This window comes from Mycobacterium montefiorense (assembly GCF_003112775.1).
Lineage (GTDB): Bacteria > Actinomycetota > Actinomycetes > Mycobacteriales > Mycobacteriaceae > Mycobacterium > Mycobacterium montefiorense.
Genome location: NZ_BFCH01000007.1, coordinates 329,720 through 356,132, shown reverse-complemented (window position 1 = coordinate 356,132; position 26,413 = coordinate 329,720). Strand labels below are relative to the sequence as shown.

Genomic DNA, 26,413 nt, shown 5'->3' with positions numbered 1-26,413 from the left:
GGTGGTACGTTCACCCGACCATGGGTTCTTTCACCGAGAGCGAACGTCAGGATTTCCTCGAAGCCAAGCACGTCGGAGTGTTGTCCGTGGCCGCCGACGACGGGCGTCCGCCGGCCAGCGTCCCGATTTGGTACGACTACGCCCCGGGCGGGAACATCCGGGTCAACACCGGCGCGAGGTCTCGTAAGGCCAAACTCATCGAGCGGGCCGGCGTCGTCACGCTGGTGGTACAGCGCGAAGAGCCGCCGTACCAATATGTGGTCGTCGAGGGCACCGTGGTCGAGACCACCAACCCGACCCCGTTAGACGTGCGCGAAGCCATCGCCATCCGTTACCTCGGCGAAGAGGGCGGGCGCGAATTTGTCCGCAGCATCGAGAACCAGGACAGCGTGTTGTTCACCGTGCGCCCGGACCGCTGGATCACCGCCGATTTCTCGGATGAACTCTGAGCCTTCTTCCGGGCCTCGGTAAAACGGATCGCAGCGACAAAAGTCGTTATTCGGCCGGCAACGGGAATTGCGGTTTGGGGTGCAGTCGTGAGGGTATTCGTTAGCCACTTCTGACGAGAAAAGGACCCGACATGTTGCACTCGGTAATTCTGGCTAGTTCGGATCCGCTTGCGGCAGGGCTCATTCTGCGCGGGATCAAGGGGATCTTCGTGGCCATTGGCAGCGTCATCGCCGCAATCGTGTGCGGCCTGATTGCCGCGACGAAGGGCCGTAACCCGCTGGGATGGGGAATTCTCGGGCTGTTCTTCTCCATCCTTACGCTGATCGTTGTCATCGTCATTCCGAGCAAGAAGTAACGTTACGAAAGCGCCGGGTCGACGCGCTCGTGCGCGGTGAGCAGCAGGTGATCGAAGTCCGATTGTGAGCTAACGCGCGGACCCAACGCGCGAAAATCTTCGCAGATCTGTTCTGCCAGTGGCCGAAGCTTGATGTTGGCTTCCTGGGACAGCCATTTGAGCAAATCAAACGCCGGGCCTTCGCCAATGCCGTAGATAAGCATCAACATCCCTTTGGCTTGCTCGATACTGGCGCGCTGTTCGGTGATCTCGGCCAGTTTTGCGGTGACGAGATCTTCCCGTTCCTGATCGGGCGGTGAGGAGACGTCGACGTAGAACCCGTGTGTACCGATCACCTCACCCTGGTCGTCGTGCAGGTGGTTGCCGACGACCACCACGTGGCGCACCTGTCCGCAGGTGTCGATGATCCGATGACGGGTGCTGAACGCCTGGTGGGTGTTGAGGATCTCGTCGATGGTGGCCGCGACTTGCCCACGGTCATCCGGATGTTTGTGTGACAGCACCAATTCGGTGGTCGGGGCAACGCTGCCGGGCTCATAGCCGTGCAATCGTTGAACCTGTTCGGACCACTCCCAGCGCTGGTCGGAGAAATAGAACCGGAACCAGCCTGCCCACTGGGGCGCGCCGCCGGCCAGGGCTTGTTCGACATCGGCAGATTGGCCGTTGAGGTCCCAATTCATGGCGGACTTCGTCTCCTCGGGATCAGATCACCGGACACGACCGACCGCTGCTACGCGTACACCACCGAACCCCGTTAGGGACAAGGAAAGGTGCAAGAAGGCGCGAAGCCACGGCGTCGGCATTTATGGCGCTGGCTGTTCAACGCGAGGGCGTTCATATCATGTCATAACAGCCAGCGCAGCTGCGCTATCGGCGGCAGGCGGTTGCGGCGACGGAGGCTGCCGGGGTTCGCCGACGATCAGCGCGGCCGTCCACCGCGGCCACGGCCTTCGCCCAGCATTGGTCGGTACACATCAGCCTTGCGGTCATCTCTCGCTCCAATCTGTCGCCGTGAGACGTGATTTATCTATGCCATCAGGCATAGGTTTTATATAGCATCGTCGACACTTTAGTGCAAGTGTGATAAACAGGTTTTCTGCGTGTGCAAGCAAGGAGGTGCTTGATGGCCGATTTCTCGGACCGGGCCGATGCGCCTGCGTCTGATCACGGCGTGTACGGAATCTCCGTCGCTGCCGAGCTTTCCGGCGTCGCGGTGCAATCGCTGCGCCTCTACGAGCGCGCTGGCCTTCTCACGCCTTCTCGAAGCGAAGGCGGAACCCGGCGGTACAGTTCTGATGACTTGGCCCGGTTGCGGCGCATCAGCGAGTTGGTTGACGCCGGGATCAACCTGGCCGGCATCGCACGCATCCTGAACCTCGAAGATGACAACGCGGATCTTTCCGCGACGAACAGCGATCTGCGCTCCAGTAATCGCACCTTGCGCAGCGCCGGCAAGTCCACCAGACCCAGACGCGGGGATGCCACCTAGGTAGGGCGACCAGGCGCCGGTGATTGTGTCCGAACTTCGAAATAGCAACTCCACAAGGGCGTTTCGCACAGTTGTTTGATCGCTGCAGCTGTCGGGTATCAAGTGCGCCATGACCAGAGCAGACGCGCTTGCGCCGACGCCTACCGGTGAACTGTGGCCGGGCAAGGCATACCCGCTGGGCGCCACCTACGACGGCGCCGGCACCAACTTCGCGTTGTTCAGTGAAGTGGCCGAGGGGGTGGAGCTGTGCCTGTTCGACGCCGACGGTGCCGAGACGCGCATAACCCTGCCAGAGGTCGACTATTTCGTCTGGCACGGTTACATACCGGCCATCGAACCCGGCCAGCGTTATGGCTATCGGGTCTATGGCCCATACCAGCCCGCCGAGGGGCTGCGGTGCAACCCGAACAAGCTGCTGCTGGACCCGTATTCGAAAGCCATCGATGGCACATTCGATTGGGGCCAATCGCTGTTCAGCTACAACTTCGGCGACCCCGATAGCCGCAATGACGACGACTCCGCGGCGAGCATGCCCAAGTCCGTGGTGATCAATCCGTACTTCGACTGGGGTAACGACCGGCCGCCGAGTCACGAGTACGCGGACACGGTCATCTACGAGGCGCACGTCAAGGGTCTGACGCAGACCCATCCAGACATCCCCGAGCAGATACGCGGCACTTACAGCGCCGTGGCGCATCCGGTCATCATCGACCACCTCAAGAGTCTGGGCGTCACCGCGATCGAGCTGATGCCGGTGCACCACTTCGCCAATGACTCCACCCTGGTTGAGCGGGGGCTGTCGAATTACTGGGGCTACAACACAATTGGATTTCTTGCGCCCGACTTCAAGTACTCGACCGGCACTTCCCCGGGGGTGCAGGTGCAGGAGTTCAAGGCGATGGTGCGCGCCCTGCACGAAGCGAATATCGAGGTGATCCTTGATGTCGTCTACAACCACACCGCGGAGGGCAACCATTTGGGTCCCACGTTGTCGATGCGCGGTATCGACAACGCGGCGTACTACCGGCTGGTCGACGACGACAAGCAGTACTACATGGACTACACGGGCACGGGAAACAGCCTCAATGTCGGCCATCCGCATTCGCTGCAGCTGATCATGGATTCGCTGCGTTACTGGGTGACCGAAATGCACGTCGACGGCTTTCGGTTCGACCTGGCTTCCACACTGGCCCGCGAGTTCTACGACGTGGACAAACTGTCGACGTTTTTCGAACTCGTGCAACAGGATCCGACCGTCAGCCAGGTCAAGCTGATCGCTGAACCATGGGACGTCGGGCCGGGCGGCTACCAGGTGGGCAATTTCCCGCCGCAATGGACGGAATGGAACGGCAAGTACCGCGATGCCGTGCGCGACTTCTGGCGTGGCGAACCGTCGACCCTCGACGAGTTCGCCTACCGGCTGTCCGGTTCGGCCGACCTTTACGAGCACACCGGGCGCCGGCCGGTGGCCTCGATCAACTTCGTCATCGCCCACGACGGGTTCACGCTGCGTGATCTGGTGTCCTACAACGAAAAACACAATGAGGCCAACGGCGAGGACAACAACGACGGCGAGAGTCACAACCGATCGTGGAACTGCGGCGCCGAAGGGCCGACCGACGACACTGGAATCAACGAACTGCGGGCCCGCCAGCATCGCAACTTCATCACCACGCTGCTGCTGTCACAGGGTGTCCCGATGCTCTGCCACGGCGACGAGCTCGGTCGCACCCAGAGCGGCAACAACAACGGCTACTGCCAGGACAGCGAGCTCACCTGGATCGATTGGGCCACCGCCGACACCGGGCTGCTGGAGTTCACCCGTACCGTGTCGGCGCTGCGTGCGAACCATCCCGTGTTTCGCAGGCGGCGATTCTTTTCCGGCAAGCCGGTGGGCCGGCGCGGCCAGGACGGCCTGCCCGACATCGCCTGGTTCGGCCCCGACGGGGACGAGATGACCGACGAGGACTGGGGTGCGAGCTTTGCGAAATCGGTCGCGGTATTCCTCAATGGACATGGCATTCCCGATCGCGACCCACGGGGCCAGCGGGTCCTCGACGACTCTTTCCTGCTGTGTTTCAACGCCCATTACGAGTCGCTCGAATTTACCCTTCCGCCAAAGAATTTCGGCGCGGCGTGGAAGCTCGTGGTGTACACGGGTCCCGAAGAGACGACGCCCGCGGACGAAGTGCCCGGGGGAGGCAAGTTCATCGTGGAGCCACACACCGCCGTGGTGCTGCAAGTTCTACCCGATAACCAGACGTGATAGCCCGCGCACAGCGGCCAGCGAAAGCGACTCGCCCTCGGCGCGGTTTTTCCCGCCGAGACTGCCTCATGGGCTAGGTTTCCTGGACAGGGCACCCACGGCCGCCGAATCCCCGCGGGATAACCCTGTCAGACGCCACCCCGGGAGGAAGGTGCCGCTGATGAACGGGCCGGAACCCGCTGCGCGTCCGCGAGCAGCGCTGTCGCGGTACGGCTCGGTGGCCGCGGTGGTCGTGCTCTGCGTTGCAGGGTTGACCTGGGTGGGCTGGACGGCGGGTATCGAGCCGTTGACACGGGTCCTTCCGACCTGGCCGGTGATGACGCCGTGGGGCGCCTTGCTCCTGGCAGCCCTAGGTGCGGCGACCTTGCTTCAATCGGGGCTTCCGTCGCGCGGGCGCGGGTGGGCCGGTCGTGGCTTGGCGCTAGCCGTGGCAGTCAGCGCCGTCACGTTCCTCGTGGAGTACGTCACCGGCGCGTCGTTCGGCTTCGACCAGCTGTGGTTTGGGGACGCGGTCCGAATGCGACAAGATTCGTCGCCGGGGCGCCCGAGCCTGCAGACGGCAACGTCGGTCCTGCTGCTGGCCGGTGCCGTTGCGCTGATGAGGCTGGAGCGTGGGACACGCGTCCTTTGGGCGGTATGCCTGGCCGTCGGCGGGGCGATCCCGCTGGTGGTTTTCGGGGCCTATTTGTTCGACGCTCTGGCGCTGGCGGGCCTCTCTGCCCTGACCGGCCAGGCGATCTCGACGGCCTTGGCACTGCTGTTGCTGGCCACCGCGTTGTCGCTGGCACGCCCGGATCGGTTTCCGCTCGCCTGGCTGCTGGCGCGACCCGACCGGCGCTCATTGGTGCGGTTGGCGGGAATCCTGGCGGCTTTCCCGATCGTGGTGGCGCTGTCGAGGGCGATCTTTTTGACGCTGGGCCTTCGCGGCAATCACACGGAGTGGAGCCTGTCGATCGTGGTGGGGACGGCCATCATCGGGGTGGTCACGCTCTACTTGAGTCAGCGCGAACAGCGACTGCTGATGGAGAAGGAGGCGGTCAGCAATCTGCGCGCCGACGCCGAGATGCGCTACCGCATCCTTGCCGACAACGCCGTAGACGTCATTGTTCACTTGCGCGGCCGGGAGACCGCGTGGGTCTCGCCGTCTGTTGTGGGCGCGCTGGGCGGCCCGCCGCAGCAGTGGCTTGGCTCGGGCTTCAGTAGCCGTATTCATCCCGACGATTTCGATGCGGTCGTCACCGCGCTGCAGGGGATTACCGACGGCGACTCGGTTATCCAGCGATTCCGGGTCCGCTCCGTCGATTCCGGGTACCGCTGGGTCGACGGCCACGCGAAGCGTTATGTTGACGCCGAGGGCAAGGTCGATGGGCTGATCGCCGCGCTGCGCCTCGCCGACGATCAGGTCGAGACGGAGCAACGGCTCGAACGGTTGGCGCGCTTCGACACGCTCACCGGGTTGGCGAACCGGGCCGAGACCATGGGGCGTCTCGAGTCCGAGCTACAGCAACAGCGACCCGTCGGAATATATGTCGGCATCCTGTTCTGCGACGTCGACCACTTCAAGGACATCAACGACACCTGGGGGCACGGCGTCGGCGACGTCGTGCTGGCAACCATGGCGGCGAGGATCCGCGACAGCGTACGACGGGGGGACACGGTTGGGCGCACCGGCGGCGACGAAATGCTTGTCCTGCTGCCGGGCGTCCATGGCATCGACGAGGTCGGCGAGATCGCCGAGAAGATTCGCCGTCATGCCGCCGAACCAATCGACGTCGCCGGTAATGCGATCCGCGCGACCCTGAGCATCGGTGCCACGATTGCACTTGCCGGCGAGCCTATTTCCTCTGTCACGGCCCGTGCGGACGCCGCGATGTACCAGGAGAAATTGGGTGACAGCCAGACCGTCACCCGATTTTCGGCGGAGCGATCGCTGCGTCGGTCACGTCGAGCGTGACGCGCACGAATTCCGCCCGCAGTTACATGTCCACCCCCTGCTAGATACGCTGTGCCTGCAGCGGGCTCGTTACAGGAGAGGGCAAATATGTCAAGGACAGTGGTTGTCGGCGCATCGAGCGGGCTGGGGCGCTGCATCGGTGTGGGGCTCGGCCAGCGCGGAGAGAATGTTGCGCTTCTCGCCCGGCGCCGGGAGCGCATCGATGCCGCGGCGAAGGACGCGGGGCCGAACGCGGTCGCTATCGAATGCGATGTCACCGACCAGGCATCCTGTCGCGCCGCTATCGAACGTGCCGCGGACGCGCTTGGCGGCATCGACAACATCGTCTACACGCCGGCCGTCGGGCCGCTGGTCCGCATGGTCGATACCGATGCCGACACTTGGCGGCGCATCTTCGACACCAACGTCATCGGCGCGTCGCTGGTGACGGCCGCCGCGATACCGCACTTGACCGCGTCGGCCGGCAAGGCGGTCTATCTGTCGTCCGATGCCGGCACCTTCGGGCCACCGTGGCCGGGTCTGGGCGCGTATGGCGTCAGCAAGGCGGCCCTGGAACGGCTCGTGGAAGCGTGGCGGGCCGAACACTCCGACATCGGCTTCACCAACCTGATCGTCGGGGAGTGCGCTGGCGGCGAGGGCGACGGCGCAACCGGAATGAACGAAGGCTGGGATATGGATCTCGCGATGAAAGCGGTTCCGCTGTGGTCGTCGCGCGGCTGCATGCCCGGCAAGTTGATGCCCATCGAGGACTTGATCGACGTGGTCCACACGATCCTGCGCACCAACGCCTCGACGTCGATGCCGCTGGTGGTTGCCCGCGGCGCGCCCGCCAGCCCTGCCGCGTTTGTCGAGGCCAATCAGTCTTAGATCAGCGGCGGGTCAGCTTTTCTCGCGCCAGATCGGTGAGGAAGCGAACCGGGGACACCGGCCGGAACGCCAGAGCCGCCTCGGTGAGCGCGTCGCGGGATGCGGTGGGCAGCTCGATGTCGCCAGCGGCCACGTTGAACTCGAGCTGTTCGACGCTGGATGCGCCGGGAATGGCGACCACGCCCGGATAGCTGATCAACCAGGCCAGCGCCACCTGGGCCGGCTTGGCGTCGACTTCCTTCGCGACGTCGCGCAACAGCTGCAGCAGCGGCTCAAGGCGGCGCAGGTTTTCTGTACCGAACAGCGAGTTGATCGCGCGGACGCCGCCCGGCCGATTGTCGACTCCGTACTTGCCGCCCAGCAGCCCTTGCTCCAGCGGGCTGTAGGCGATCACGACGCGATTCTCCCGCTCGGCGAACGGCACCAGATTTTTCAGCGCCTTCGGGAAGGCGAGCGAGAAATGGACTTGATTGCTGATAACGGGACGCCCCAACGCGGCATCGGCTTTCTGCCAACGCTGCAGCGAATAGTTCGAGACGCCGGCCGCGCCGATGTCGCCGCTATCGAGGAGATCACGCATTCCCGGCATGATCACCGAATCGGGCACCACCGGGTTGGACTGATGGATTTGGTAGAGCGGGATGCGATCCAGTTGCAGCCTTCGTGCGCTGGCGCGCTCGCGCTGTTTGACCACCGCGGGGAAGGGCGCGACCGGCATGATCTTGCTGGCCACCGCAACCTCGGCGCGCTCGTCGCCGAGCGCCTCGCCGAGGATCCGCTCGCTTTTGCCCAGCCCGTACACCTCGGCGGTATCGAACAGCGTCACTCCCATCGCACGAGCGCGTTGCACGATGTCGCGGGCGGCGCCGGCGGCGTACTCGTCGCCGTAGCCCCATTCGCGTGAGCCGAACTGCCAGGTGCCCAACCCGATCCGGCTGACCTGGCCCACTCCGTCGACCTCGAGATATTTCATGTGCCCACCGTACTGGGCTGGGTGAGCGCCGCCGGGGTCAGTCAGGGATCTTGGTGAGGATGTAGTTGGCGATGCTCACTGCAGTTTGCCGGGGGCCGCTGGCATCGGTTGTGCCGAGGCTGACGACGTACAGGTCGACCACGACATTGGCCTTGGCCGCGGCCGCCCGGACAAAACGCACCTTCAGGCCCTTGGGTGCCAGGTCCATCGTGGTGATGCCGTTGCCGGCATCGGCTGGAGGGCTGAGCGACAACGTGTAAGTGGGCCCGCCCCGGGCGCTCAGTGTCACGGGCGCCCCGCCGCATTCGCGCCACCCGTCGACTAGGGTGCTCACTTGCGATTGGGCGGTCGGCGAGTCCCGAAATGCGATGACCGCTTGGATGAGCTGGATCGACTTCAGCAAGGTTTGCGTGTCAGAGAATTCCTCCGCGCGGTACCGCAGAATCGCGTCGAGGGTGTAGGCCTCGGGTGCCCCGGGGGTCATGCTTCCCCAGCATTGGGGGCGGTCGATGGTCGCGTCCTTGTCGCTTTTGCCGGGACGATCCCACGTTTCGCCGGGCTCCAGATTCTGATCGTTGGTGATGCTTTTGAGGGCATCCAGCTTGGGCAGCAGCTTGATGACGTCGTCCGGCGCCACCTTGGGCGCCGGTGGTGACTCGCTGGTGGTGGCCGGCGCGGTGGTCACGGGAGCCGCCGTCTGGTGCGGCCGCGAGACGGCCAGGGTGAGCGTCGCCCATCCGGTCAGCGCGACGACGGTGAGCAGGATGAACGCATACGACAGTGATAGCCCGACGAGCGCGCGATCACGGCCGAGCTCACCGGTGCGGCGGATCTGCGCGAGGCCGAGATGCCCGAGAATTGCGCCGACGGGGGCGAACACGAACGCGAACACCAGGGACAACGTCGCAAAGGCATTGACGGGCGGGGGTTGCGACGGCGGGGGCGGCGCCATGTTGAACTTCGGTGCCGTCGGTGGCTCGGAATAGGGGACACGGCCGAGCGGATCGTAGCTAAAGGGATTGTGTCCGAACGGATCCTGAGGGTTCGTCACCGGCCTCCTTAGTCTGGGATCCTGCCCAGACTGTAGTACCGGTACCTAGGCCATCGGTAGTTCTGACCTCAGGTGCGGCGCCAGACCAGCTTGGCATTACGGGGCACGCCGTTGAGCATGATCGGTTCGGCCGGCCCGAGCTCCAAGCAGCATTCCCGTAACTGGGCCTTGCGGTACTGGATTCCGCCGATCCAGTTGGGCAACAAGCTGACTTCGACATGGTGAGCGATCAGGCCGTCTTCGACGACGGAGAACGGTCCGCCATAGCTCATATACCCGCCGGCCGCGGCGACGAGCTCGTTGTCGGGCGCATGATGCGGATCGTCGTGGTCGAACGGCGTCCGGTCGGCGCGCATCAGCTGGGCCGACATGTAGCCGTCCGGGGTGTACATGATGATGCCGCGGGCATCCACGCCCAGCGGGTAGGTCACTTCGGAGCCGTCCAGCGCGCTGCTCTGGTACGACTGCAGTGTCCAGGCGCCAATCAGGTTGACGCGCAATTCATTTGCCGTTGTTAGCGTCATCGCACGTACGTTCCTTCGGTAGCCCGCGCGCTGGCAGTGAGTTCGGCGATCGCCGCGTCGAAAGGTTCGGGGCTGCGCAGCGCCCGGCTGAGGATGAGTGCGCCTTCCATGGCGGTGACGGCATTGAGGGCGAGTTGCCTGGCCCGGTTCTCGGGAATGTCTCTTTCGGTCAGTCGTGCGGCCAGCGTGGCGATGAGGTCTGCGAAGCCACGCCGGGTGGTCTCGGTGAGCCGCGCCGACGCCGGCGTCGAATCGATGACGATCGGGGCGACGGCGCAGCCTTCGCGGTAGCCGCTGGCAATGAGCTCGTCGCGGGGACGGCCGATGAAAGCCGCGATCAGTTCGGCGGCGGTGTTGGTGGTGCCCGCCGCCCGGTTGATGTTTGCGATGGCGTCGGCGGAGTGCAACAGCGCTACCTCGGTCGCGAGTTCTTCCTTGCCGCCGGGGAAGTGGAAGTACAGCGACCCCCGCGGTGCCGAGCTCTCCGCGACGACGTCGGACAGCGCGGTACCGAAATAGCCATGCTCGCGAAACAGCCGGCGGGCTGCCGCGATCATTCGATCCTTGCTGTCGGTTCGCCTTGGCATGTCGCCCATCATACATAGTTCTTAACAGTGAGTCGGAATAAGTCCTATGTTAATCGTTGTCATTGGTATGACGTTCAGCATAGTAAAGAGTTAGGGGATTTCCATGAGCGAGCAGACTCTGGATCAGCCGGCCGGCGCGATACCGCCGGTTAACTCCCCGGACCGCGATTCATCGCCGGTGGCCCGCGAGCTGGACGGCCACGTTGCCGTACTGACCATGCAGCACGCTCCACACAACTTCTTGGGGACCGCCTTGTTCGACGCGTTGCTCGACGGCATTCGCTGGGCGGCCGAGCAGCGGGCCCGCGCGGTACTGCTGCGCAGCAGCCTGCGCAATTTCTGCGCCGGTGCCGACGTCACGCTGTTCGATACTGCCGAGCGCGGCGAGGCGCCGGCCATTGGAGTCGTTGAGCTGCTACGCGAATTCGACTCGTTACCGATTCCGATCGTTGCCGCCGTGCAGGGTGTATGCCTCGGTGGCGGTCTGGAATTGGCGCTGGCCTGTGATCTGATCGTCGCCGGCGAGTCGGCCAAGATCGGCAACATCGAGGCATCGATTGGGCTGAACCCGTTGATGGGGGGCATTCAACGCGTCACCGAGCGTGCCGGGGCCGCGCGCGCCAAGGAGATAGCAATGCTCGCCCGCCGCTACGACGCCCGAACCCTGGAACGTCATCAACCGCGTTGTCGCAGACGATCAACTCGCCGCCGTAACGACTGCGCTTGCCCATGAGCTCGCAAACGGGCCGACTGTGGCGCACGCATCTACCAAAGCCATTGTTTCCCATGCGGTCTCGCATGGGGTCTCGGCCACCGACGATGCGATGCAGGAATTGCAGAAGGGCATCTGGAAGTCCGAAGACCTGAAGACCGGGCTGGCCTCACTTGCCTCGGCAGGTCCCGGTGCCGCGCGTTTCGAGGGAAGATAATCATGACGCTGCCACTCGAGGGCGTCCGGGTCATCGATTTCACCCGGGTGCTAGCCGGCCCGCACTGCACCAAGCATCTGCTCGACCTCGGTGCCGAAGTGATCAAAATCGAACCGCCCCAAGGGGATATCAGTCGCTTTGCGTTTCCGCGTCAGGACGAGATCAGCGGTTACTACGCGCAACAGAACGCGGGCAAACGCAACTTGAGCATCGACCTCAACGTGCCGCAGGCCCGCGAAGCGGTGCTGCGACTGTGCGACACCGCGGACATCATCGTCGAGAACTTCCGCCCCGGCGCGCTGGCGTCGTTCGGGTTGGACTATGACTCGGTGGCAGCGCGCAACCCCGCCGTCGTCTACGCCTCCATCAGTGGCTACGGCCAGACGGGGCCGTGGCGAAGCCGCATGGCGTATGCGCCCACGGTCCAGGCCGAAGTTGGGTTCACGCATAATACATTGCAGCAGTTCGGAGTTGACGGCGCAGACCGCCGGTCGGACGCACTGTCGCACGGCGACATCTACGCCGGGCTGCACGGCACCATCGCGGTCCTGGCGGCTCTACAGAGTCGCCGCGTCACCGGCGAAGGGCAATACATCGACGTGGCAATGGCGGCGGTGCTGACCTCGCTCAACGAACGTGTGCACTATGACCTTTCGGATGCCGAGCTGGGCGCGGAGACGCCGATCCTGGGCGCCACCGACTGCGCGTTCTTCACCAGTCCCGAAGGCCACCAGTTCGTTACGCCGATGAGCCTGGTCGGGAGCATGAGCTTCCCGTTCTATCTGCACGCGATGCGGCGAACCGACCTCGCCGAAGACCCGCGGTTCCGCACGGCGGAGCTGCGCCGCCAGAATTTCGAGACGCTGCATGCGATCGTGCAGACCTGGATTTACACGTTTGATTCCATGGACTCGCTCGACGCCCAGCTCGACGAGGCCAAGATCGCCACTGGTCAACTGCACGACATCGTAGAGTTCAGCGAAACCGAGTGGGCCAAGGGCTGGGGCGTCACCCGCGAGGTCTCCGACCGTCACGGCGGCACCATCACTATCCCCGCGCCGCCCTGGCACTTCAGCGGCCACGGCGGCACGCTGGCCGCCCAGCTGCCCGCCCGCCAGGGCGAGCACAACGATGAGATCCTCAAAGAGATCGGCCTGACCGCCGACGAGATCCAAGCTCTGGTGAAAACCGGTGCGCTGATTGAACCTGCGCGCGAAAGCATCGACAACCCGGTATGAGCGCGCCCGCCCCGAACTGGCGAATGTTTGGTGACTGCAGCGACGGGTAGCCGCTTGCATGCGCGTCAAACAGTCCGGCGCGCTACTTCACGGTTCTATCTTGGGGAGGACTTCATGGCTCAGTCCGCCATCACGTCGCCCACCGATGTGGTCGACTTTCTTTCCGGTCAGCACGAGCAGATCAAGTCTCTGTTCGCCAAAACGCTTTCGGCGTCGGGTGAAGCGCGCGAGAAGGGCTTCATCGACCTTCGGCGATTGCTCGCCGTGCACGAAACCATCGAAGAGGAAATAGTTCACCCGCGGGCCAAGCGCAAGATCGCCAATGGTGAGGCCGTGGTTGGACAGCGATTGGAGGAAGAGCACGAAGCCAAAGTGGTGCTGCAGAAGCTGGAGAAGCTCGACGTCGACAGCGGCGACTTCACCCGGCTGCTGACGGAGCTGCGCGACGACGTTCTCGCCCACGCCAAACAGGAGGAGAAGGACGAGTTCGCCAGGCTGGGAAAGGAATTAAGCGACCACGAGCTCGAAAGCATGGGCCGCGCCGCCAAGCTCGCCGAAGCGATCGCGCCCACCCGGCCGCACGCCGGTGTCGAGTCGCAACTGGCCAACCTGGTCGCTGGTCCGTTCGCGGCGATGCTGGACCGGGCTCGCGACGCCATCATCGGCAAGGGGTAGCCCACTGCGGGGTGCGGTCCTCGTTTGAGACCGCCGCGGATGCGTTCCAGGCGCGTAACGAAATTGGGTATTCGCTTGCGGTGCAAGGCAGCACCTACTGAAATGGCGAGGCGATGCAGACCACCGACTACCAAGATCTGGACAAGGTGCCCGACGCGGTTTTCTCCGCGGCGGCGGCGCGCAGCGCGGTGCACCTGGCCGGCGGTCTGCGCGTCGGCACGTATCCGTCTTACGAGTGAGGGAGGCGTCACGATGACCGGGAAACACCGCGCTAAGGCAGAGAAGGCGGAAGAAGACATCGAATCCGACTCGAACGTCGCCGGCTCGCGCGCTAGCCGCAACGGCGATGGTAGCTATGTGGGCCGCGCTTCGGCGGACGACGACTTCGGCAGCGGAGAGACAGGGGCCGAGGCGCGCAGTCAGGACGGCTGACGCTATTCAAAATACCTGCAGAACAATCCTTCTCAAGGCCAGACGGTCGTCACGATGACGGCGGCGGTCGTGGTGAACTCGCTGAGGTTGTTTGACGGATCGTAGCGGGGGAAGCCCCCTATAGGCGAACGAGTTGAGCAGCCCGGCAGGTGACCAGGGCTGCGGCAGGATAAGCCGATTCGCACCCCAAATGGGCGCAAGCTCAGCAAGACCGACAGAGAGGTATATCTATGGGCGATCAGAAGAGCGGACCAGAAGAAGCGATCAAGGGCGCCGTTGAGGGCATCAAAGGCAAGGCCAAAGAGGTGGGCGGCACGATAGCCGGTCGCGACGACCTCGTCGAAGAAGGCAAGGCTCAGCAGGACAAGGGCGACGCCGAGCGCGACGCGGCCAAGAAGGAAGCCGAGGCCGAAGCCGCGCGCGGCGGCGCTAAGGCTGCCGAAGAGCGCCAGAAGGCGAATCAGTAGTTAGATTCCCGAGAAGCAGGTCCGGTCCCGGATGTCGGGCCGGATCTGCTTCATCCTGTTCTGGTGTCGGATAGGTAAAATCCGCCGCCATTCACCGACAGAGGTTTCAAGTCGTCGTGCGCGGCTATACCTGGCGGTGACTGCCGGTAATGGAGGATGACGATGGGATTCGGCGATCGGGTATCGAGCCTGGTGACCTTTCTGCGCTCCCGTTACCCCGCCGGCGCGCCCGCCGTCGGTTACGCGCCGTTGTTGGCTCTGTTGCCGCGCCGGATTTCCGAAGAGGAGATTTCGGTGATCGTGGGCAAGCTCCGGATGTTGCGGCGTCGCTCGATCGATCGCGCCGATGCCGGGGTTGAGATCACTCGAGTCACCGACGAGATGCCATTGCCGGATGACATCGATCGGGTCCAGAGTCGATTCGTCCCCTTCGAGTAGCCGCGGTCAGTTGCGCTCACGCGCGGTCGAGATCGACAACCAATGGCCGATGGTCAGAGATCGGCATCGGCTCCGCCACGGGTACCCCACCACGCAAGTCGCGATCATCGGTCAGGATATGGTCCAGCTGGCGGTCGGGGGCGTTCGCCGGAAACGTCTCGGCTACCGCCAGCGGCCGCATGCCCGACCAACGGCGCACCGCGGAGGGCGTCATGTTGAGGTCGCCGGTGAGCAGTCGCGGGCCGGGAAAGCCACGCAAGTCGTGGCTCAGACGGCGCAACTGACGCCGATTCCATCCGGGCACAAAGGACAGATGCGTGTTGGCCACGGTCACTGGGCCCAGTGGTGTGTCCAGCCGGGCAATGACGGCCGCCCGCGGTTCTTCGTCGACGATCATCACCCGGTTGGGCCCGGGTAGGAACATCGGAAACCGCATCGGGATGCGGGGCAGTCGCACCACTTGCCAACTGCATACCGGGAATCGGGACAGCAGCGCGATCCCGTATCCCGCGGTCCCAGGTTGTTCGTCGCCGGTGGCGGCCATCCATGTCGCGCCGGGAGTGCCAGAGATCGCGGCCACAAACCGATGCTCCACAGCTCCCATCGCTTCGGCCGCCAACGCAGTGAGGTCGGCACGAGAGGACCGTGCCTGGTCGCAGTCGACTTCTTGCAGGGCCAGCACGTCGGGATCCAGGCGCCGAACGCATTCTCGGAGCCGCTGTGGGTGCACGCCGTCGCCGACCGTGCGGCCGTGCAGGATGTTGAAGGTCGCGACACGCATAGGTCTTCGATACCCACTTTCCGCTAGCGGGCTCCGGGTACCTGTTCGCGGGCTGCCACCGACCGGCCGTCACCCGTGTCGAACACCTCGATAACGACGTCGCGATCCTGGTAGCGGCCCAGCGATGTCAGTCCCGGCGTTCGCGCGATGATGGTGTGGGCCGCGTCGCCGGTGAGCGGATAGTCGGCGACGGGGTGGCGCCAATGCGCGGCAACCACATTCGCACCCGGCTGCAACCGAGCGCATTCACGCGCCAGCACCTGGGCCAGCGCATCGGCTTGCAGGTAATAAGCGACTTCACTGAGCACGAGCAGGTCGAACGGTCCGTGCGGCCACGTCGCATCGAGAGACGACCGGAGCAGTGTCACGCGGTCGCGGCACCCGGCTTGCCGGAGCCGCAAACCCGCGCTGCGCACCGCCGCGTCAACCACGTCCACCGCGGTGACGTGATCGCAGCGCAACGCCAGCTGCGCGGTCAGAGTGCCAATCGAACAGCCCGGCTCGAAAGCATGCCGATAACGTCGGTCGGGCAGCATGCCCAGGGTGATCGCGTACTTGCGCTGCTCGTACCACCGGGTCGACAGCTGCCACGGATCTTCGGCGTCGGCATACATCTGGTCGAAATACGCGTCGGATAGTCGTGTGCTCAGCGGAACACCACCTCTCCCACCGCCATCATGCGCGGCAGCACGAACGGCGGCAGCACGGGCGGCGAACCGGCGTTCGGTTCGAATTGGCTGCGAAAGCACTGGGCGGCATGGCGTTTCCGTAGCGCCGCCCAGTGGGGCGTAGGCACGGAATACGCGCGGTCCCATGGCACGACCGAATCAGCGGGAGTGGCCCAGTGCCACATCCAGATTGGAAATTCCAACAGCGTGGCGTTCGTGCGTGCGCAAGCGGTGGCCGCGGCGCGTCCGACGACCTCGTGATCGGGGTGCCCGTCGCCTCGCCAGGTAGCGGCACACCAAGGCGGCTCGGCGGTACCGTCGAGGATCTCGACGAGCGAATCGGTGATCCTGTCCTCGTAGTCGGTCAGTTGACCGTCGGGCAAGCTCAGCGACATCGGTGAAGTAACTCCTAAAATACCGGTCGCTCTGCGCAATTCATGTTGTCGCGTGGCCGCCATTCGGATGCGGCCCGTGGAAGTCGCGTTGGGTAGCGCGGCGCCGCCGTCACTGACCGACACGACCTTGACGTCGACGCCCGATGCGACGAGTTGGGCGATCGTGCCTCCCAGGCCTAGAGTCTCGTCGTCGGGGTGGGCTGCGACAACGACCAGACCCGGGCAGCCAGTTAAGTCCAGCGGTGGCAGGGGTTCGTGGTTGAAGCTTGCCAGCCATACCGGCGCCGGTGTGCCGCTGTGGGTCAGCGGCTTGGCCGCGAACCTGGCGCAGTTGCCCGTCGATAGTGCTTCCACGTCGCCCTCAGCTCCCGTGCCCCGCGAGCCCCCCGAGCGCGGCCAGATCGCGCTCGGCATGGCTTTGCCGTATGTAGATGCTCAAGTCGGCCACCCGCTGGGCATGCCGGCCGTCTTGACACAGGGGGCCGGGCCCCAGCGCGCGGCCGGTGCGGGTGATTGCTTCGTCGGCAGCGTGTTCCACGATCGCACGAACACGGCGGGCGAGCAGTTCAGCACTGTTGGATCGGTCGAACGGATCGGCATCGACCTGGGCTGCGGCGGTGGTGAGCATCGCGTCGCCGGCCGCCAGCGCGGCGTCGACGGCGCCGAGATGCGCCAATGAGTATGCGTCTGCCGATTCGCCTGCGGCACAGCGATACAGCGGTTCGGCCACTCGGCGTGCGCCGCCAAGCCAGCACGCGGCAACGCCGATCGCGCCGTGCCAGAATCCGGGCCGGCTCAAGTAGTCACCTGGGTCGCCGACCGCGACGGCTTGCGCGTGGGTGAACTGCACCGGCCGCGTATCGCTGCCGGCCATCCCGGCGTTCCACCAGGTGGACGGCAGCGCCTTGACAGCAGGGTCGATCACCGCGACCGCGAACAGGCCTCGTTCGCCGTTGTCCAGCCGAGCGGTCACCAGGGCATGGGTGCAGAACCCGGCGCCCGAGCACCACACCTTGGTGCCATTGAGGGTGAACGCGCCCTTGACGTCGGTGGCTGTCACCACCGCATCGGGTGATTCGGCCGCCCATACGCCCCACAGCTGACCGAGTTCGGGCGGTTTACCGCCCAATTCGTCGATGATCGCGACGGCATCGACGTGGGCCTCGACGATGCGGGCCGCGACGATGTCTTCTTCGGCCAGCTGGGCCACCTGCTGCCAGCGTTCCAACGTGCGTCCCGATGCGGGCAGCGGCAATTCGAGTCGTCCCGAATCCAGCCAGTGCTTGATCAATCCGGCCGTCACGCGCGATCTCCCGCCGCCGATCTTCCCAACCTTCGGAGGTAGTGTGCGAATCCGCGAGGCGCCCGAGCCTGGGTTCGCGCTGAAGTGATAACAGACAGTTCGGTGTCGCGGTGAATGCGGTAGCCGGCGGCTTCGAATCGCTCGACCAGATCGACATCCTCGCCGGAAGGCAGCGGGTGAAAGCCACCAACTCGCCAATAGGCGCGCGCGCTGAAGCCCATGTTCGCGCCGTGAATGTGTTGGTGCTGACCGTCGTCCGATGGGCCGGTGTTGTAGGCCCGTATGAAGCGGTCGACGGTGTCGGCGCAATGGTGTTGCCAGTTGGTAATTCGGACCACGCCCAGCACCATGTCCGCGCCGACTTCCAACTGATGAATTATCCAACCGGGGTCGACCCGACTGTCGGCATCCGTGGTCGCATACCAACACTCGTCGTCGTCGCGACACGGCGAGCGGCCGTAGCCGAAACCGGCGGCCCGCGCCGCGCCGACGTTGTGGGCGTCGACACTGACGAAGTGCACATCCGGCCCGTACCGGCCGGCCAGCACCGCGCTGTCGTCGTCGCTCGCGTCCAGGACTACCACGACCGTGACGGGAATCGGTACGCACAGGGCGGCGGTCAGCACGGCGCGTAGACACGCCGGGAGATCGGCTTTTTCGTTGTGGGCCGGGATCACCACGACAACCCGGTCGTAGGTACGGAGTGCAGGCGCTGGCATATCTGGCCGATTGCCCAATCCGCCTTTTCTTAAACAGATGACAAACGGTGCAGGCGGGTTGCGCGCCCCGTCGGCCGGGTATGACCTACTCACAATGGCACCAACGGAACCGCCAACACCTTCGCCAGCCTGCTCGGCGCAACTGCGCGAGGCGCTGCGCCGTGCCGCGTCCGCACTCAAGGAAAACGGACCGCGCTTCGCATTGGCTGGTAGCTATGCGTTATGGGCTTATGGCGCACCCGAACCCAGCCATGACGTCGATCTGGTGGTCGCCGAACCCGACGTGACGACCGCCGCCACCGACATTGCGGAACGCCGGGTTTGCCATCGAAAATCCCCCTGAGGACTGGCTCTTCAAAGCGCGAATCGGAGGGACGCTCGTCGATGTGCTCCATCGGGTCAACGGCGAGCCGGTGGAGCATGCCACCCTGGATCGCGCCGAGCAGTGCGACGTGCTGGCGATCACGATGCCGGTGCTGCCACCGACGATGGTGCTCATCCAGAAGCTGCGCTCCCTCAACGAGCATCACTGCGATTTCGCGAGACTGTTACCCGCCGTGCGCGCGGTTCGCGAACGACTCGACTGGGGCCCGATCAGGTCGCAGACCGCCGAGAATGATTATGCGGTCGCCTTTTTGGTGTTGGCCGATCGGCTCGGCCTCACCGGCTGAACGCTGGTGCAGGGTCAGTGGCTGCGCAGTTTGGCGACCAATTTTTCCTTGGTCAGACCCGAGTACCCAGACATGCCAAGCTCTTTGGCGCGCTTCTTGAGCTCAGGAACGGTCCAATCGGTGTACGAGCCGGACTTGCCGCCCTGGCGGGCGACCGCGGATTTACCCCGAGCCGCGGCGGCGTTGGAGATGCGCGCAGCCTTTTCCTCGGAGTTACCCTGCTTGCGCAGCTCGCGGTACATTTTCTCGTTCTTGATCGACGGGTTCGGCACGATCGTCCACCCTCCTGTGATCGATGGGACGTCTTGGCAAGGATTCCCCGCTCGATCGCGGTGAAACCCGCACTTCCGGAATCGCGCGGTTACCTACCGTGCAGCGGGGTAGTCGAAAATGGTGGCTCGAACAACCCCGCAACGGCCTTCGCGAGGTCGTCGCAACCGGTGCATCGATAGGTGATGTCGGTGGGTGAATCGTCGGTTGGAGTTGACACGGAATGCCGCCGGGATGTCGTGGTCCTGACGGCCACCGGGGTGCTGGACAGCACTTCCTATCGGGCGCTGCGTGACGTCGTCATCAAGGCGGCTCTCGACGAGCCGCGAGCGGTGATCGTCGATGTCGACGATCTGTTCGTGCCTTCCGAATCCGCGTGGTCGGTGTTCACCAGCGCTCGTTGGCATGTCAGCACGTGGCCGGGCGTGCCGATCCTGCTGGTGTGTGGAAACCGTCTGTCTCAGCGCGCCCTCACGGCGAACGGCGTATCCCGGTACGTGCCGGTACATGGCGACCGCGGGTCAGCGTTGGGTGACGCCCTGGTCCGGTCGGTGGATGGCCGCCGACGGGAGCGAACACGGCTTCCCGCAAGGGCGGTCAGTACCGGCCTGGCTCGCGCATTGATCGCCGAGTCGCTGCATGCCTGGGCTCAGAACCGTCTGATTGTGAACGCGGGCACGGTGGCGTCGGTCTTCGTCCAGAACGTCCTCGATCACACCGACAGCGCGCCAGTGCTGATCGTTGAGAGTTGCCGCGACACCGTCACCGTCGCGGTGGAGGACGAGAGTTTCCAGCCGGCGGGCCGGCTTGAAAGCGAAAATGGCGCGGTGACGTTGTCGGGGCTGTCCATCGTGTCCGCCCTGTGTCGCGCCTGGGGCAGTACGCCGATGCCGTCCGGTAAAACGGTCTGGGCCCAGGTTGGTCGCGAAAACCAGCTGTAGTGCCAACGCGACCGAACTATGCGGTCTTGGCCAGGGTGTGAGTCTGAGATACGCTGTTGCCCTTGGCTACTCGCCGGATCAGCAAACGAGTAGCCTTCTCTAGTATTTCCTGCGCCGCATCGGGACGACGGATACGGCCTGCTCGATGCGCGGCTGCGGCGATAGTGAGTTCTTGCTCGTAGCCGGCGATAACACGCGGATCCACGTACGAGCCGCGCGCCACCGCGGGTGTATTGCCCAGCTCCTCGGCGACCTCCCGCATGACCGCGGCCTCAACGCGTTTGACGACACGCTGGGACACCGGGGGGTCCGCGTCCACGAATGCCGCGGCGGCCAGCACGGTCCCGTGCCATGTCCGCAGGTCTTTGACGGTGTAGTCGTAGCCGACGAGCTGCTTGAAGCGGTCATTGAGATCGTCGGCGCGAACATCCATCCAGCCCGATGCGTTGCGACACGAGAGCAACCGCTCGGTGCGTCCGGGGCGGCGTATCAACGCACGCACCGCGCGAATCACCTCGGCATCTTCGATTTCCACGGTGCGCCGCACTCCGCTCTTGGCGGGGAAGTCGAATGCGACCGCGTCGCCGCGCAGCGTCACGTGCTCACATAGCAGGGTGGAGAGTCCGTACGACTCGTGCTCGTCGGCGTACTGTTCGCCGCCCGCGCGGAAATAGCCACGATCGAGCAGGCGTAACGCCAAGGCCAGGACCCGTCTCCGCGTCAGGCCGCGCCGCTTGAGGTCGTCAGCGAGATGTGCCCGGAAATCTGGCAATCGCGTGGACATTTCCAGGACGCGGTCGAACTTCTCCTCGGCCCGGTCCTGCTGCCAGGCAACGTGGTAGAGATACTGGCGGCGTCCGGCCACGTCGGTACCGACGGCCTGAATGTGGCCATTCGGGTGCGGCGAGATCCACACTTTCTTCCATGCTGGAGGAATCACCAAGTCCTTGATCCGCTGCAGTGCGTCCTCGTCGACGAGCACGTCGCCATCCGTCCCGTAGTAGGCGAAACCCTTGCCTCGCCGTTTACGTTCGAATCCCGGCGTGCTGAGCACGCTGCGCCGCAGCCGCATCTTCACCTTCCAGTTCCGTTGGTTCACTGGGAATTACCCGCTGATGGCGCAATTCACACCGGCTCGCCGCTGACCGATTCGTTGCGTGTGCCGACGCCACCGAAGAGGGTTGTTCTGCGCTGGCATGTCGCGTGGGCGGCCGCTAAGGCTGAGACAATAATGTATTATATAACTTATTGATGATCACTATCGGCTAGCGTTGTCGCATATGCATCGTTAGATCGTGGCCGGCCTCTGTCGATGGCGTCGCCGAACGGGACTGTGAGCCCCCGCACGCGTGCTCGGCGCGCATCAGATCTCGAGTGGAAGTGGGAAGGCGCGGATGTCCCTGATCGTGCGCGTTAGCTATAGGCCGCGCTGCGATCACTCGTCCGCCTGGGTGTGTGGAAGACACGAGGCGCCAGGGTTCGGCCACCAGCCGGTCGAATGACACCGGGACATACTTTGACCTATCTGTTCCTGCTCGGTGCGGTCTTCGCGGATGTGGCGGCGACCAGTCTGCTGTCGAAGAGCCGGGGATTCACCCGAGCAATTCCAACTCTGACATGCGTGGCGGGCTACGCTCTCTCATTCGCGCTTATGGCACAGGCGATCTCCCGCGGCATTCCGACCGAGGTCGCCTACGCCCTGTTCGAAGCGATCGGCACGACCACTATTACGATCATTGCGGTTCGATTCCTCGGTGGACCGGTCTCAGCCGTGAAGATCACCGGTATTGCGCTAATCGTTGTGGGCGTTGTGGTGGTGAACCTTGCCGGTAGTCACTAACGGCACCTGACTGACGAGTATTGCCGTCCCCGCTGAAGGATCCCCATCCGCTGTGCGACAGGTCATTTCGCTGACGGCAGCGCGGCTGTCTCGGCAATGCGCGGCAATTAGCCGATAGCGCAACGTGTTTCGGATGTGCGCCACACCATTAGATGACCGATGATCCGGCTGCAACGAGAAGGCGTCACTTGCAGATCCCGCGACTCGCGGCAATCTGCGCCGAGTGGGTCGACTCGCGTGTGTCGTCGCGTCAGCAGTGGACCGATGGCACCGGCGGAAGCGCGTGCTATGTGATGCATATACGTTGCAAATGAAACGTTAACGTCTTAATCTATCGATGGCTGAGGCGTGGGAGACGCCGTAGGAAGCGTTGATCTCGAGAGATAGGGAGCGGTCACGGTGGTTCGGTTAGGGACGCGGAAGATGCCTGCAGTAATCCTCGGGTTGGTGTTGGTGTTGGTGTTGGTGGCGGTGAGTTCAGTGGCATGCGCGGCCCGTCCGTCAAGAGCCTTCGCGCTTTGGCAGAGATCGGCGATCGTTTTGCCGTCCGACAGTGATGGGGCCTATCAGGTTCCTACTCCGCTTCCCCCGGGGCAGCGTGGCGACCTGATCACTTCCATAGACCAAGGCCGGTACTCACGGCTGGGCGCTGCCCATCGCATCACCTTGCTCTATCACTCCGTGAACTCACGAGGTCAAGATGTCGCGGTCAGCGGCGTTTTGCTGGTTCCGGAAGGACGGCCGCGCACCAATTGGCCGCTGATCTCCTGGGCCCACGGCACTGTGGGTATCGCCGACCCATGTGCTCCGTCGCATATGGCTAACCTGGGTTTCGACTTTTGGGCCGACCACCTGCACGCGTTCCTCGAGGCCGGATTCGCTGTGGCGGCAACTGATTACATCGGCTTAGGCACCCCCGGCGACCACACGTACATGAGCGCGGTGGACCAAGGAAACGCGGTTGCCGACATCGTGCCCGCCGTCCGGCGCCTCAACCCGTATCTGTCTGAGACCTGGTTCGCAGTGGGCCACTCGCAAGGCGGAGCCGCGGTCCTGTCGACGACTCGGGCCGGCGCTAACGGCAGCTTGCCCGCAGGGCTTGCGGCCACAGTGGCCATCGCGCCCGGCAACTCCGTTGAGAACGCGCCCAAAACAGTGATCGACGGGACCGACACGGACCCGTATGCACCCTTGCTCGACATGTATGTCCTGATCGGCGCCGCCGCTGCTGACCCCGCCGTGCGCATCGAATCAGTACTGTCTACTGAGGGCCGGCAAGCGGTGGACGTCTTAAGGCGCGACAAGTGCTTGGTTGACTACTTCGCCGAAAATTCGCATAAGCCTGGTGCCAACGCGTTCATCGACAATTCCGGGGCTCTTGCCGACCTAGTGCCCCGCCTCCGGGCATACGGCAATCCCGACAACCAACCCACTAACGGTCCCGTACTCGTCGTGACCGGCGATGCCGACACCGTTGTGCCCACCCCGGGCACGCTCTCACTCATCGAACACCTGCGCCAACAGGGATCCCACATCGATGTGCTCATCCTCAAGGGCCAAGACCACATCGAGCCCGTAGCGAACAGTCTTTGCCGGCAACTGGAATACCTTACCCAACACGGAGCGCCTTCTTTTTCGCCGCGGACGTACGCCAAATGCCCTTAGCAGCAATAACTTCGAGGGCAACTTCACACAATGGACTTCGCCGCTATGCCACCAGAAATCAATTCCACACGACTTCACGCCGGTCCTGGGGCTGGGTCTTTGTTGGCTGCCGCAGCAGCGTGGGACGGGCTGGCTGCTGACTTGGATTCAGCGGCCGGTGGCTATCGCTGCGTGGTCGAGCACCTTGCTGGCGATTACTGGTCAGGGGAGGCGTCAGCGTTAATGTTGGCCGCCTTCGAGCCATTCGTGGACTGGTTTCGAACGACCGCCGCACAAGCTCGGGAATCGGCAAGCCAAGCCAGGGTCGCCGTAAACGCATTTGATCAGGCGCGCGTGATGGCGGTGCACCCAGCGACGGTCTATGCCAACCGCTCTCAGATGAGAAAACACGCCGCAACAAATTACTTCGGCCAAAATTCACCGGCAATTGCAGCTGATGAGGCCGCCTACTCAGAAATGTGGGCTCAGGATGCTGCTGCGATGTTTCTGTACGCAGACACCTCGGGAACAGCGGCAACATTGACGGCATACGTTCCGCCACGTCAAACCACAAGATCGGCCAACACGGCGACTCCTAGCGCAAGCACCGTTAACGACACTCAGGCAATGCTCGATTACCTGCATCGCGCCATCCCGCAGGCACTCCGCAGCGCCGCAGGCCAGGAAAGGGGCTCGCAACTGTCTGTTGTGGATGCTGCCAAATTCTTGTCGTCACTGACGGGCACCCAGCACAACGCGACAGCGATGCCTATCGGTGCCATTTCGATGGCAAGTTCAGTGGTAATGGCCGTCGCCATGGCAGCGGAAATTCCACTTGCAGGGGGTACGACGGCTGCGCCCCAACCAGAGATCTCCCCATTGAAATTAATCGCGGCCACCCCCGCGACCGCTGTCTGCACTCCGGGCTCGAAGGCAAATCCTCGATTTGGGGAGGCATTCACGGTTGGGCACTTATCGGTGCCTTCGCGCTGGCCGGCCGTGCTAAACGCCCACGTGTCAACGGTTGCGGCTCACGGCCTCACTAACCCCTCAACCGGCGCAGATAGCGGATTTGCGGCTTCCGCTAATGTGCCATTCCCCTTGCGGCAGGTTCATAAGCCAGATCTCCGTGAAGAGCTGTCGCGTCCGGTCATACCGCGCCCACCTCGGGCCAGGGACTAAGGCGGGCCTTCTGGTTGCCGACATCAGGCGCAGAAAGGATGCCTCCAGCTGAAGACAAATTTATCTCGAATGAGATGCTAATATATCAAATGCACAAGAATCGCACTATATCGGCGGGGAGCCTATGACGATGAATCGGGACAAGATGCTTCGGAAGGCGGCCGAATTTCTTGGCCAGCGACCTGCGGCGTCCCTCGATGAAATAGCGACCGCGTTGACGGTAAGCCGCGCAACCCTACATAGGCATTTCGCGGGTCGGCCCGCGTTGATTGCGGCGTTGCGTGACGTAGCGGTTACTGAACTCGAGGCGGCGTTGACGTCGGCGCGGCTAACCGAAGGTTCGGCAATTGAGGCGCTGCAAAGACTCGTGATTGCCTGCGAGCCGGTTGCGGGATATCTGGTGCTGATGTACAGCCAGTCGCGCGATCTTGATGTAGAAGAAACGCTAAGCGTTTTCAACCCGCTGGATGATGCAATTACCACTCTATTCGCCCGTGGCCAACAGGCAGGCGAATTTCGTACTGATCTCACAGCAGTGTGGCTAACCGAGGCTTTCTATAGCCTGGTCACAGGTGGCGCCTGGGCAATTCAAATTGGTCGCGTGGCTGGACGCGATTTCACCCATATGATCACAAGTCTGCTGCTGCAGGGAATAACTGTCGCGGCAGACTTGAAAAGGTCCCCCTGAGACCTATCGGGCAAATAATGTTATCGGTGCATTCAGAGCGGCAGCGTCCTGGCCGTATCGTCAAACGCAAAACGACCCGCCACGGCTTTGTGGCGGGTCGCTGCGACGGAATCAGCCGGCCATGAACTCGTGGTAGGCGGACTCCAGATTCCCCGGCAGCGCCGACACGTTGCACTGACGCTCGGTGTCGCCGATCGGCGAAAGAATCCCACGCAGGTCGTTGTACTCCTGCGGGTGCGCGGTGAAGTAGCCGCGCAGGCTGGATGCAGCCTCCGGGCGCGGCTGTCCGTAGGCAGCCATGACGACCTGGTTAGCGCCGGGGTGAGCGGCGAGATACTGCTCAGCTGCGCCCTGCGCTGAGGAGACCGTGGCATTCACGCCTGCCGGGCTGCAGTCGGGTGTGGCGGCCGCCGATGGCGCACCGACGATACCCAAGGCCATTGCCCCGAGTAGACATCCGGCACTGATGCCGGCGACTCGTCGGCGCGCGACGATACTGCTGAAATTCATGATTGATTTTGCCCTTCGAATCGATCCAGAGTTGATTCGCGAGGATTCCCGATTCCCCGAGATCCAAGGTAGCTGAGCCGAATATCGGCAACGACTCACTGACGTG

Annotated in this window: 32 protein-coding genes and 1 pseudogene; 20 read left to right on the top strand and 13 right to left on the bottom strand. The window is 63.8% G+C overall.

Annotation, left to right across the window (positions count from 1 at the left end; all coding sequences use genetic code 11):
• The first annotated feature begins 20 nt into the window (after positions 1–20).
• Both DB708_RS05395 and DB708_RS05390 read left to right on the top strand, forming a co-directional pair.
• On the top strand, positions 21–449 hold the full coding sequence (locus tag DB708_RS05395) for a pyridoxamine 5'-phosphate oxidase family protein (protein WP_108920897.1): 429 nt from the start codon (positions 21–23) through the stop codon (positions 447–449).
• A 131-nt stretch (positions 450–580) separates the two neighbouring features.
• Complete coding sequence (locus DB708_RS05390; protein WP_108920896.1) at positions 581–805, top strand: deoxyribodipyrimidine photolyase; 225 nt, start codon at positions 581–583, stop codon at positions 803–805.
• A gap of 2 nt (positions 806–807) precedes the next feature.
• Here the strand turns inward: DB708_RS05390 and DB708_RS05385 are convergent, their stop codons facing one another.
• Complete coding sequence (locus DB708_RS05385; RefSeq protein WP_108920895.1) at positions 808–1,485, bottom strand: PAS and ANTAR domain-containing protein; 678 nt, start codon at positions 1,483–1,485, stop codon at positions 808–810.
• A gap of 443 nt (positions 1,486–1,928) precedes the next feature.
• Here DB708_RS05385 and DB708_RS05380 point away from each other — a divergent pair, with 443 nt between their 5' ends.
• The 4 genes from DB708_RS05380 to DB708_RS05365 all read left to right on the top strand — a co-directional run bounded on the left by DB708_RS05380 (position 1,929) and on the right by DB708_RS05365 (position 7,381).
• A complete protein-coding gene (locus DB708_RS05380; RefSeq protein WP_108920894.1) occupies positions 1,929–2,294 on the top strand; it encodes a MerR family transcriptional regulator in 366 nt (121 codons plus the stop codon).
• A gap of 109 nt (positions 2,295–2,403) precedes the next feature.
• On the top strand, positions 2,404–4,560 hold the full coding sequence (gene glgX, locus DB708_RS05375; RefSeq protein WP_108920893.1) for a glycogen debranching protein GlgX: 2,157 nt from the start codon (positions 2,404–2,406) through the stop codon (positions 4,558–4,560).
• 160 nt (positions 4,561–4,720) lie between these two features.
• Positions 4,721–6,514: a sensor domain-containing diguanylate cyclase gene (locus DB708_RS05370; RefSeq protein ID WP_108921008.1), complete on the top strand. Its 1,794-nt coding sequence runs from the start codon at positions 4,721–4,723 to the stop codon at positions 6,512–6,514.
• A 99-nt stretch (positions 6,515–6,613) separates the two neighbouring features.
• A complete protein-coding gene (locus DB708_RS05365; RefSeq protein WP_108920892.1) occupies positions 6,614–7,381 on the top strand; it encodes an SDR family oxidoreductase in 768 nt (255 codons plus the stop codon).
• 1 nt (position 7,382) lies between these two features.
• On the opposite strand, the gene DB708_RS05360 is transcribed toward DB708_RS05365, so the two are convergent.
• The 4 genes from DB708_RS05360 to DB708_RS05345 form a co-directional block, all read right to left on the bottom strand.
• Positions 7,383–8,354, bottom strand: coding sequence for an aldo/keto reductase (locus tag DB708_RS05360; protein ID WP_108920891.1), 972 nt, complete (start codon positions 8,352–8,354; stop codon positions 7,383–7,385).
• Between the two features lie 37 nt (positions 8,355–8,391).
• Positions 8,392–9,405: a sensor domain-containing protein gene (locus DB708_RS05355; protein WP_108920890.1), complete on the bottom strand. Its 1,014-nt coding sequence runs from the start codon at positions 9,403–9,405 to the stop codon at positions 8,392–8,394.
• A 68-nt stretch (positions 9,406–9,473) separates the two neighbouring features.
• Positions 9,474–9,929, bottom strand: coding sequence for a lipocalin-like domain-containing protein (locus tag DB708_RS05350; RefSeq protein WP_108920889.1), 456 nt, complete (start codon positions 9,927–9,929; stop codon positions 9,474–9,476).
• On the bottom strand, positions 9,926–10,516 hold the full coding sequence (locus tag DB708_RS05345) for a TetR/AcrR family transcriptional regulator (RefSeq protein ID WP_108921007.1): 591 nt from the start codon (positions 10,514–10,516) through the stop codon (positions 9,926–9,928). The genes DB708_RS05350 and DB708_RS05345 overlap by 4 nt, the downstream gene beginning before the upstream one ends.
• A 103-nt stretch (positions 10,517–10,619) precedes the next feature.
• Here DB708_RS05345 and DB708_RS05340 point away from each other — a divergent pair, with 103 nt between their 5' ends.
• The 8 genes from DB708_RS05340 (at position 10,620) to DB708_RS05315 (ending at position 14,695) form a co-directional block, all read left to right on the top strand.
• Positions 10,620–11,249: an enoyl-CoA hydratase/isomerase family protein gene (locus DB708_RS05340; protein WP_201263422.1), complete on the top strand. Its 630-nt coding sequence runs from the start codon at positions 10,620–10,622 to the stop codon at positions 11,247–11,249.
• Positions 11,250–11,268: 19 nt separating this feature from the next.
• Positions 11,269–11,445 (top strand): hypothetical protein, encoded by a 177-nt coding sequence (locus DB708_RS27415; RefSeq protein WP_201263421.1) that lies wholly within the window; start codon positions 11,269–11,271, stop codon positions 11,443–11,445.
• A gap of 2 nt (positions 11,446–11,447) precedes the next feature.
• On the top strand, positions 11,448–12,683 hold the full coding sequence (locus tag DB708_RS05335; RefSeq protein WP_108920888.1) for a CaiB/BaiF CoA transferase family protein: 1,236 nt from the start codon (positions 11,448–11,450) through the stop codon (positions 12,681–12,683).
• 114 nt (positions 12,684–12,797) lie between these two features.
• Complete coding sequence (locus DB708_RS05330; protein ID WP_108920887.1) at positions 12,798–13,358, top strand: hemerythrin domain-containing protein; 561 nt, start codon at positions 12,798–12,800, stop codon at positions 13,356–13,358.
• A 113-nt stretch (positions 13,359–13,471) separates the two neighbouring features.
• Entirely contained in the window at positions 13,472–13,597 is a 126-nt protein-coding gene (locus DB708_RS28300; RefSeq protein WP_409347555.1) for a hypothetical protein, read from the top strand.
• Between the two features lie 13 nt (positions 13,598–13,610).
• Positions 13,611–13,790 carry a hypothetical protein gene (locus DB708_RS05325; RefSeq protein WP_108920886.1) on the top strand — a complete coding sequence of 60 codons (180 nt, stop codon included), beginning with the start codon at positions 13,611–13,613 and terminating at the stop codon, positions 13,788–13,790.
• A gap of 230 nt (positions 13,791–14,020) precedes the next feature.
• A complete protein-coding gene (gene mbp1, locus DB708_RS05320) occupies positions 14,021–14,257 on the top strand; it encodes a microaggregate-binding protein 1 (RefSeq protein WP_108920885.1) in 237 nt (78 codons plus the stop codon).
• A 162-nt stretch (positions 14,258–14,419) separates the two neighbouring features.
• Positions 14,420–14,695: a DUF3349 domain-containing protein gene (locus tag DB708_RS05315; RefSeq protein WP_108921006.1), complete on the top strand. Its 276-nt coding sequence runs from the start codon at positions 14,420–14,422 to the stop codon at positions 14,693–14,695.
• Between the two features lie 16 nt (positions 14,696–14,711).
• Here the strand turns inward: DB708_RS05315 and DB708_RS05310 are convergent, their stop codons facing one another.
• The 5 genes from DB708_RS05310 to DB708_RS05290 are packed head-to-tail and all read right to left on the bottom strand — an operon-like array spanning position 14,712 to position 18,561.
• Positions 14,712–15,476: an endonuclease/exonuclease/phosphatase family protein gene (locus DB708_RS05310; protein ID WP_108920884.1), complete on the bottom strand. Its 765-nt coding sequence runs from the start codon at positions 15,474–15,476 to the stop codon at positions 14,712–14,714.
• Between the two features lie 23 nt (positions 15,477–15,499).
• Positions 15,500–16,090: an SAM-dependent methyltransferase gene (locus DB708_RS05305; protein WP_108920883.1), complete on the bottom strand. Its 591-nt coding sequence runs from the start codon at positions 16,088–16,090 to the stop codon at positions 15,500–15,502.
• 32 nt (positions 16,091–16,122) lie between these two features.
• Positions 16,123–16,893, bottom strand: coding sequence for a PIG-L deacetylase family protein (locus tag DB708_RS05300; protein WP_235616635.1), 771 nt, complete (start codon positions 16,891–16,893; stop codon positions 16,123–16,125).
• 7 nt (positions 16,894–16,900) lie between these two features.
• Positions 16,901–17,842 (bottom strand): acyl-CoA dehydrogenase family protein, encoded by a 942-nt coding sequence (locus DB708_RS05295; RefSeq protein ID WP_108920881.1) that lies wholly within the window; start codon positions 17,840–17,842, stop codon positions 16,901–16,903.
• Entirely contained in the window at positions 17,839–18,561 is a 723-nt protein-coding gene (locus DB708_RS05290; protein WP_108920880.1) for a glycosyltransferase family 2 protein, read from the bottom strand. The genes DB708_RS05295 and DB708_RS05290 overlap by 4 nt, the downstream gene beginning before the upstream one ends.
• Positions 18,562–18,655: 94 nt before the next feature.
• Between DB708_RS05290 and DB708_RS05285 the strand changes: the two are divergent.
• Positions 18,656–19,232, top strand: a pseudogene (locus tag DB708_RS05285) (nucleotidyltransferase).
• A gap of 14 nt (positions 19,233–19,246) precedes the next feature.
• On the opposite strand, the gene DB708_RS05280 reads toward DB708_RS05285, so the two are convergent.
• Positions 19,247–19,504, bottom strand: a complete 258-nt coding sequence (locus DB708_RS05280; protein ID WP_108920879.1) for a DUF7218 family protein — start codon at positions 19,502–19,504, stop codon at positions 19,247–19,249.
• Positions 19,505–19,687: 183 nt separating this feature from the next.
• On the opposite strand from DB708_RS05280, the gene DB708_RS05275 reads away from it, so the two are divergent.
• The gene (locus DB708_RS05275) at positions 19,688–20,443 is read left to right on the top strand and encodes an STAS domain-containing protein (protein ID WP_108920878.1); all 756 of its coding nucleotides are present in this window, start codon (positions 19,688–19,690) and stop codon (positions 20,441–20,443) included.
• A 16-nt stretch (positions 20,444–20,459) separates the two neighbouring features.
• Here the strand turns inward: DB708_RS05275 and DB708_RS05270 are convergent, their stop codons facing one another.
• Positions 20,460–21,515, bottom strand: a complete 1,056-nt coding sequence (locus tag DB708_RS05270; protein ID WP_108921005.1) for a DNA topoisomerase IB — start codon at positions 21,513–21,515, stop codon at positions 20,460–20,462.
• A gap of 444 nt (positions 21,516–21,959) precedes the next feature.
• Here DB708_RS05270 and DB708_RS05265 point away from each other — a divergent pair, with 444 nt between their 5' ends.
• The 4 genes from DB708_RS05265 (at position 21,960) to DB708_RS05250 (ending at position 25,797) form a co-directional block, all read left to right on the top strand.
• On the top strand, positions 21,960–22,283 hold the full coding sequence (locus DB708_RS05265) for a DMT family transporter (protein WP_108921004.1): 324 nt from the start codon (positions 21,960–21,962) through the stop codon (positions 22,281–22,283).
• 423 nt (positions 22,284–22,706) lie between these two features.
• A complete protein-coding gene (locus tag DB708_RS05260; RefSeq protein ID WP_108920877.1) occupies positions 22,707–23,948 on the top strand; it encodes an alpha/beta hydrolase family protein in 1,242 nt (413 codons plus the stop codon).
• A gap of 30 nt (positions 23,949–23,978) precedes the next feature.
• Positions 23,979–25,109 carry a PPE family protein gene (locus DB708_RS05255; RefSeq protein WP_108920876.1) on the top strand — a complete coding sequence of 377 codons (1,131 nt, stop codon included), beginning with the start codon at positions 23,979–23,981 and terminating at the stop codon, positions 25,107–25,109.
• 130 nt (positions 25,110–25,239) lie between these two features.
• On the top strand, positions 25,240–25,797 hold the full coding sequence (locus DB708_RS05250) for a TetR/AcrR family transcriptional regulator (RefSeq protein WP_338103953.1): 558 nt from the start codon (positions 25,240–25,242) through the stop codon (positions 25,795–25,797).
• Between the two features lie 111 nt (positions 25,798–25,908).
• Here DB708_RS05250 and DB708_RS05245 read toward each other — a convergent pair whose 3' ends face one another.
• Positions 25,909–26,307 (bottom strand): heme-binding protein, encoded by a 399-nt coding sequence (locus DB708_RS05245; RefSeq protein ID WP_108920874.1) that lies wholly within the window; start codon positions 26,305–26,307, stop codon positions 25,909–25,911.
• Between the last annotated feature and the right edge of the window lie 106 nt (positions 26,308–26,413).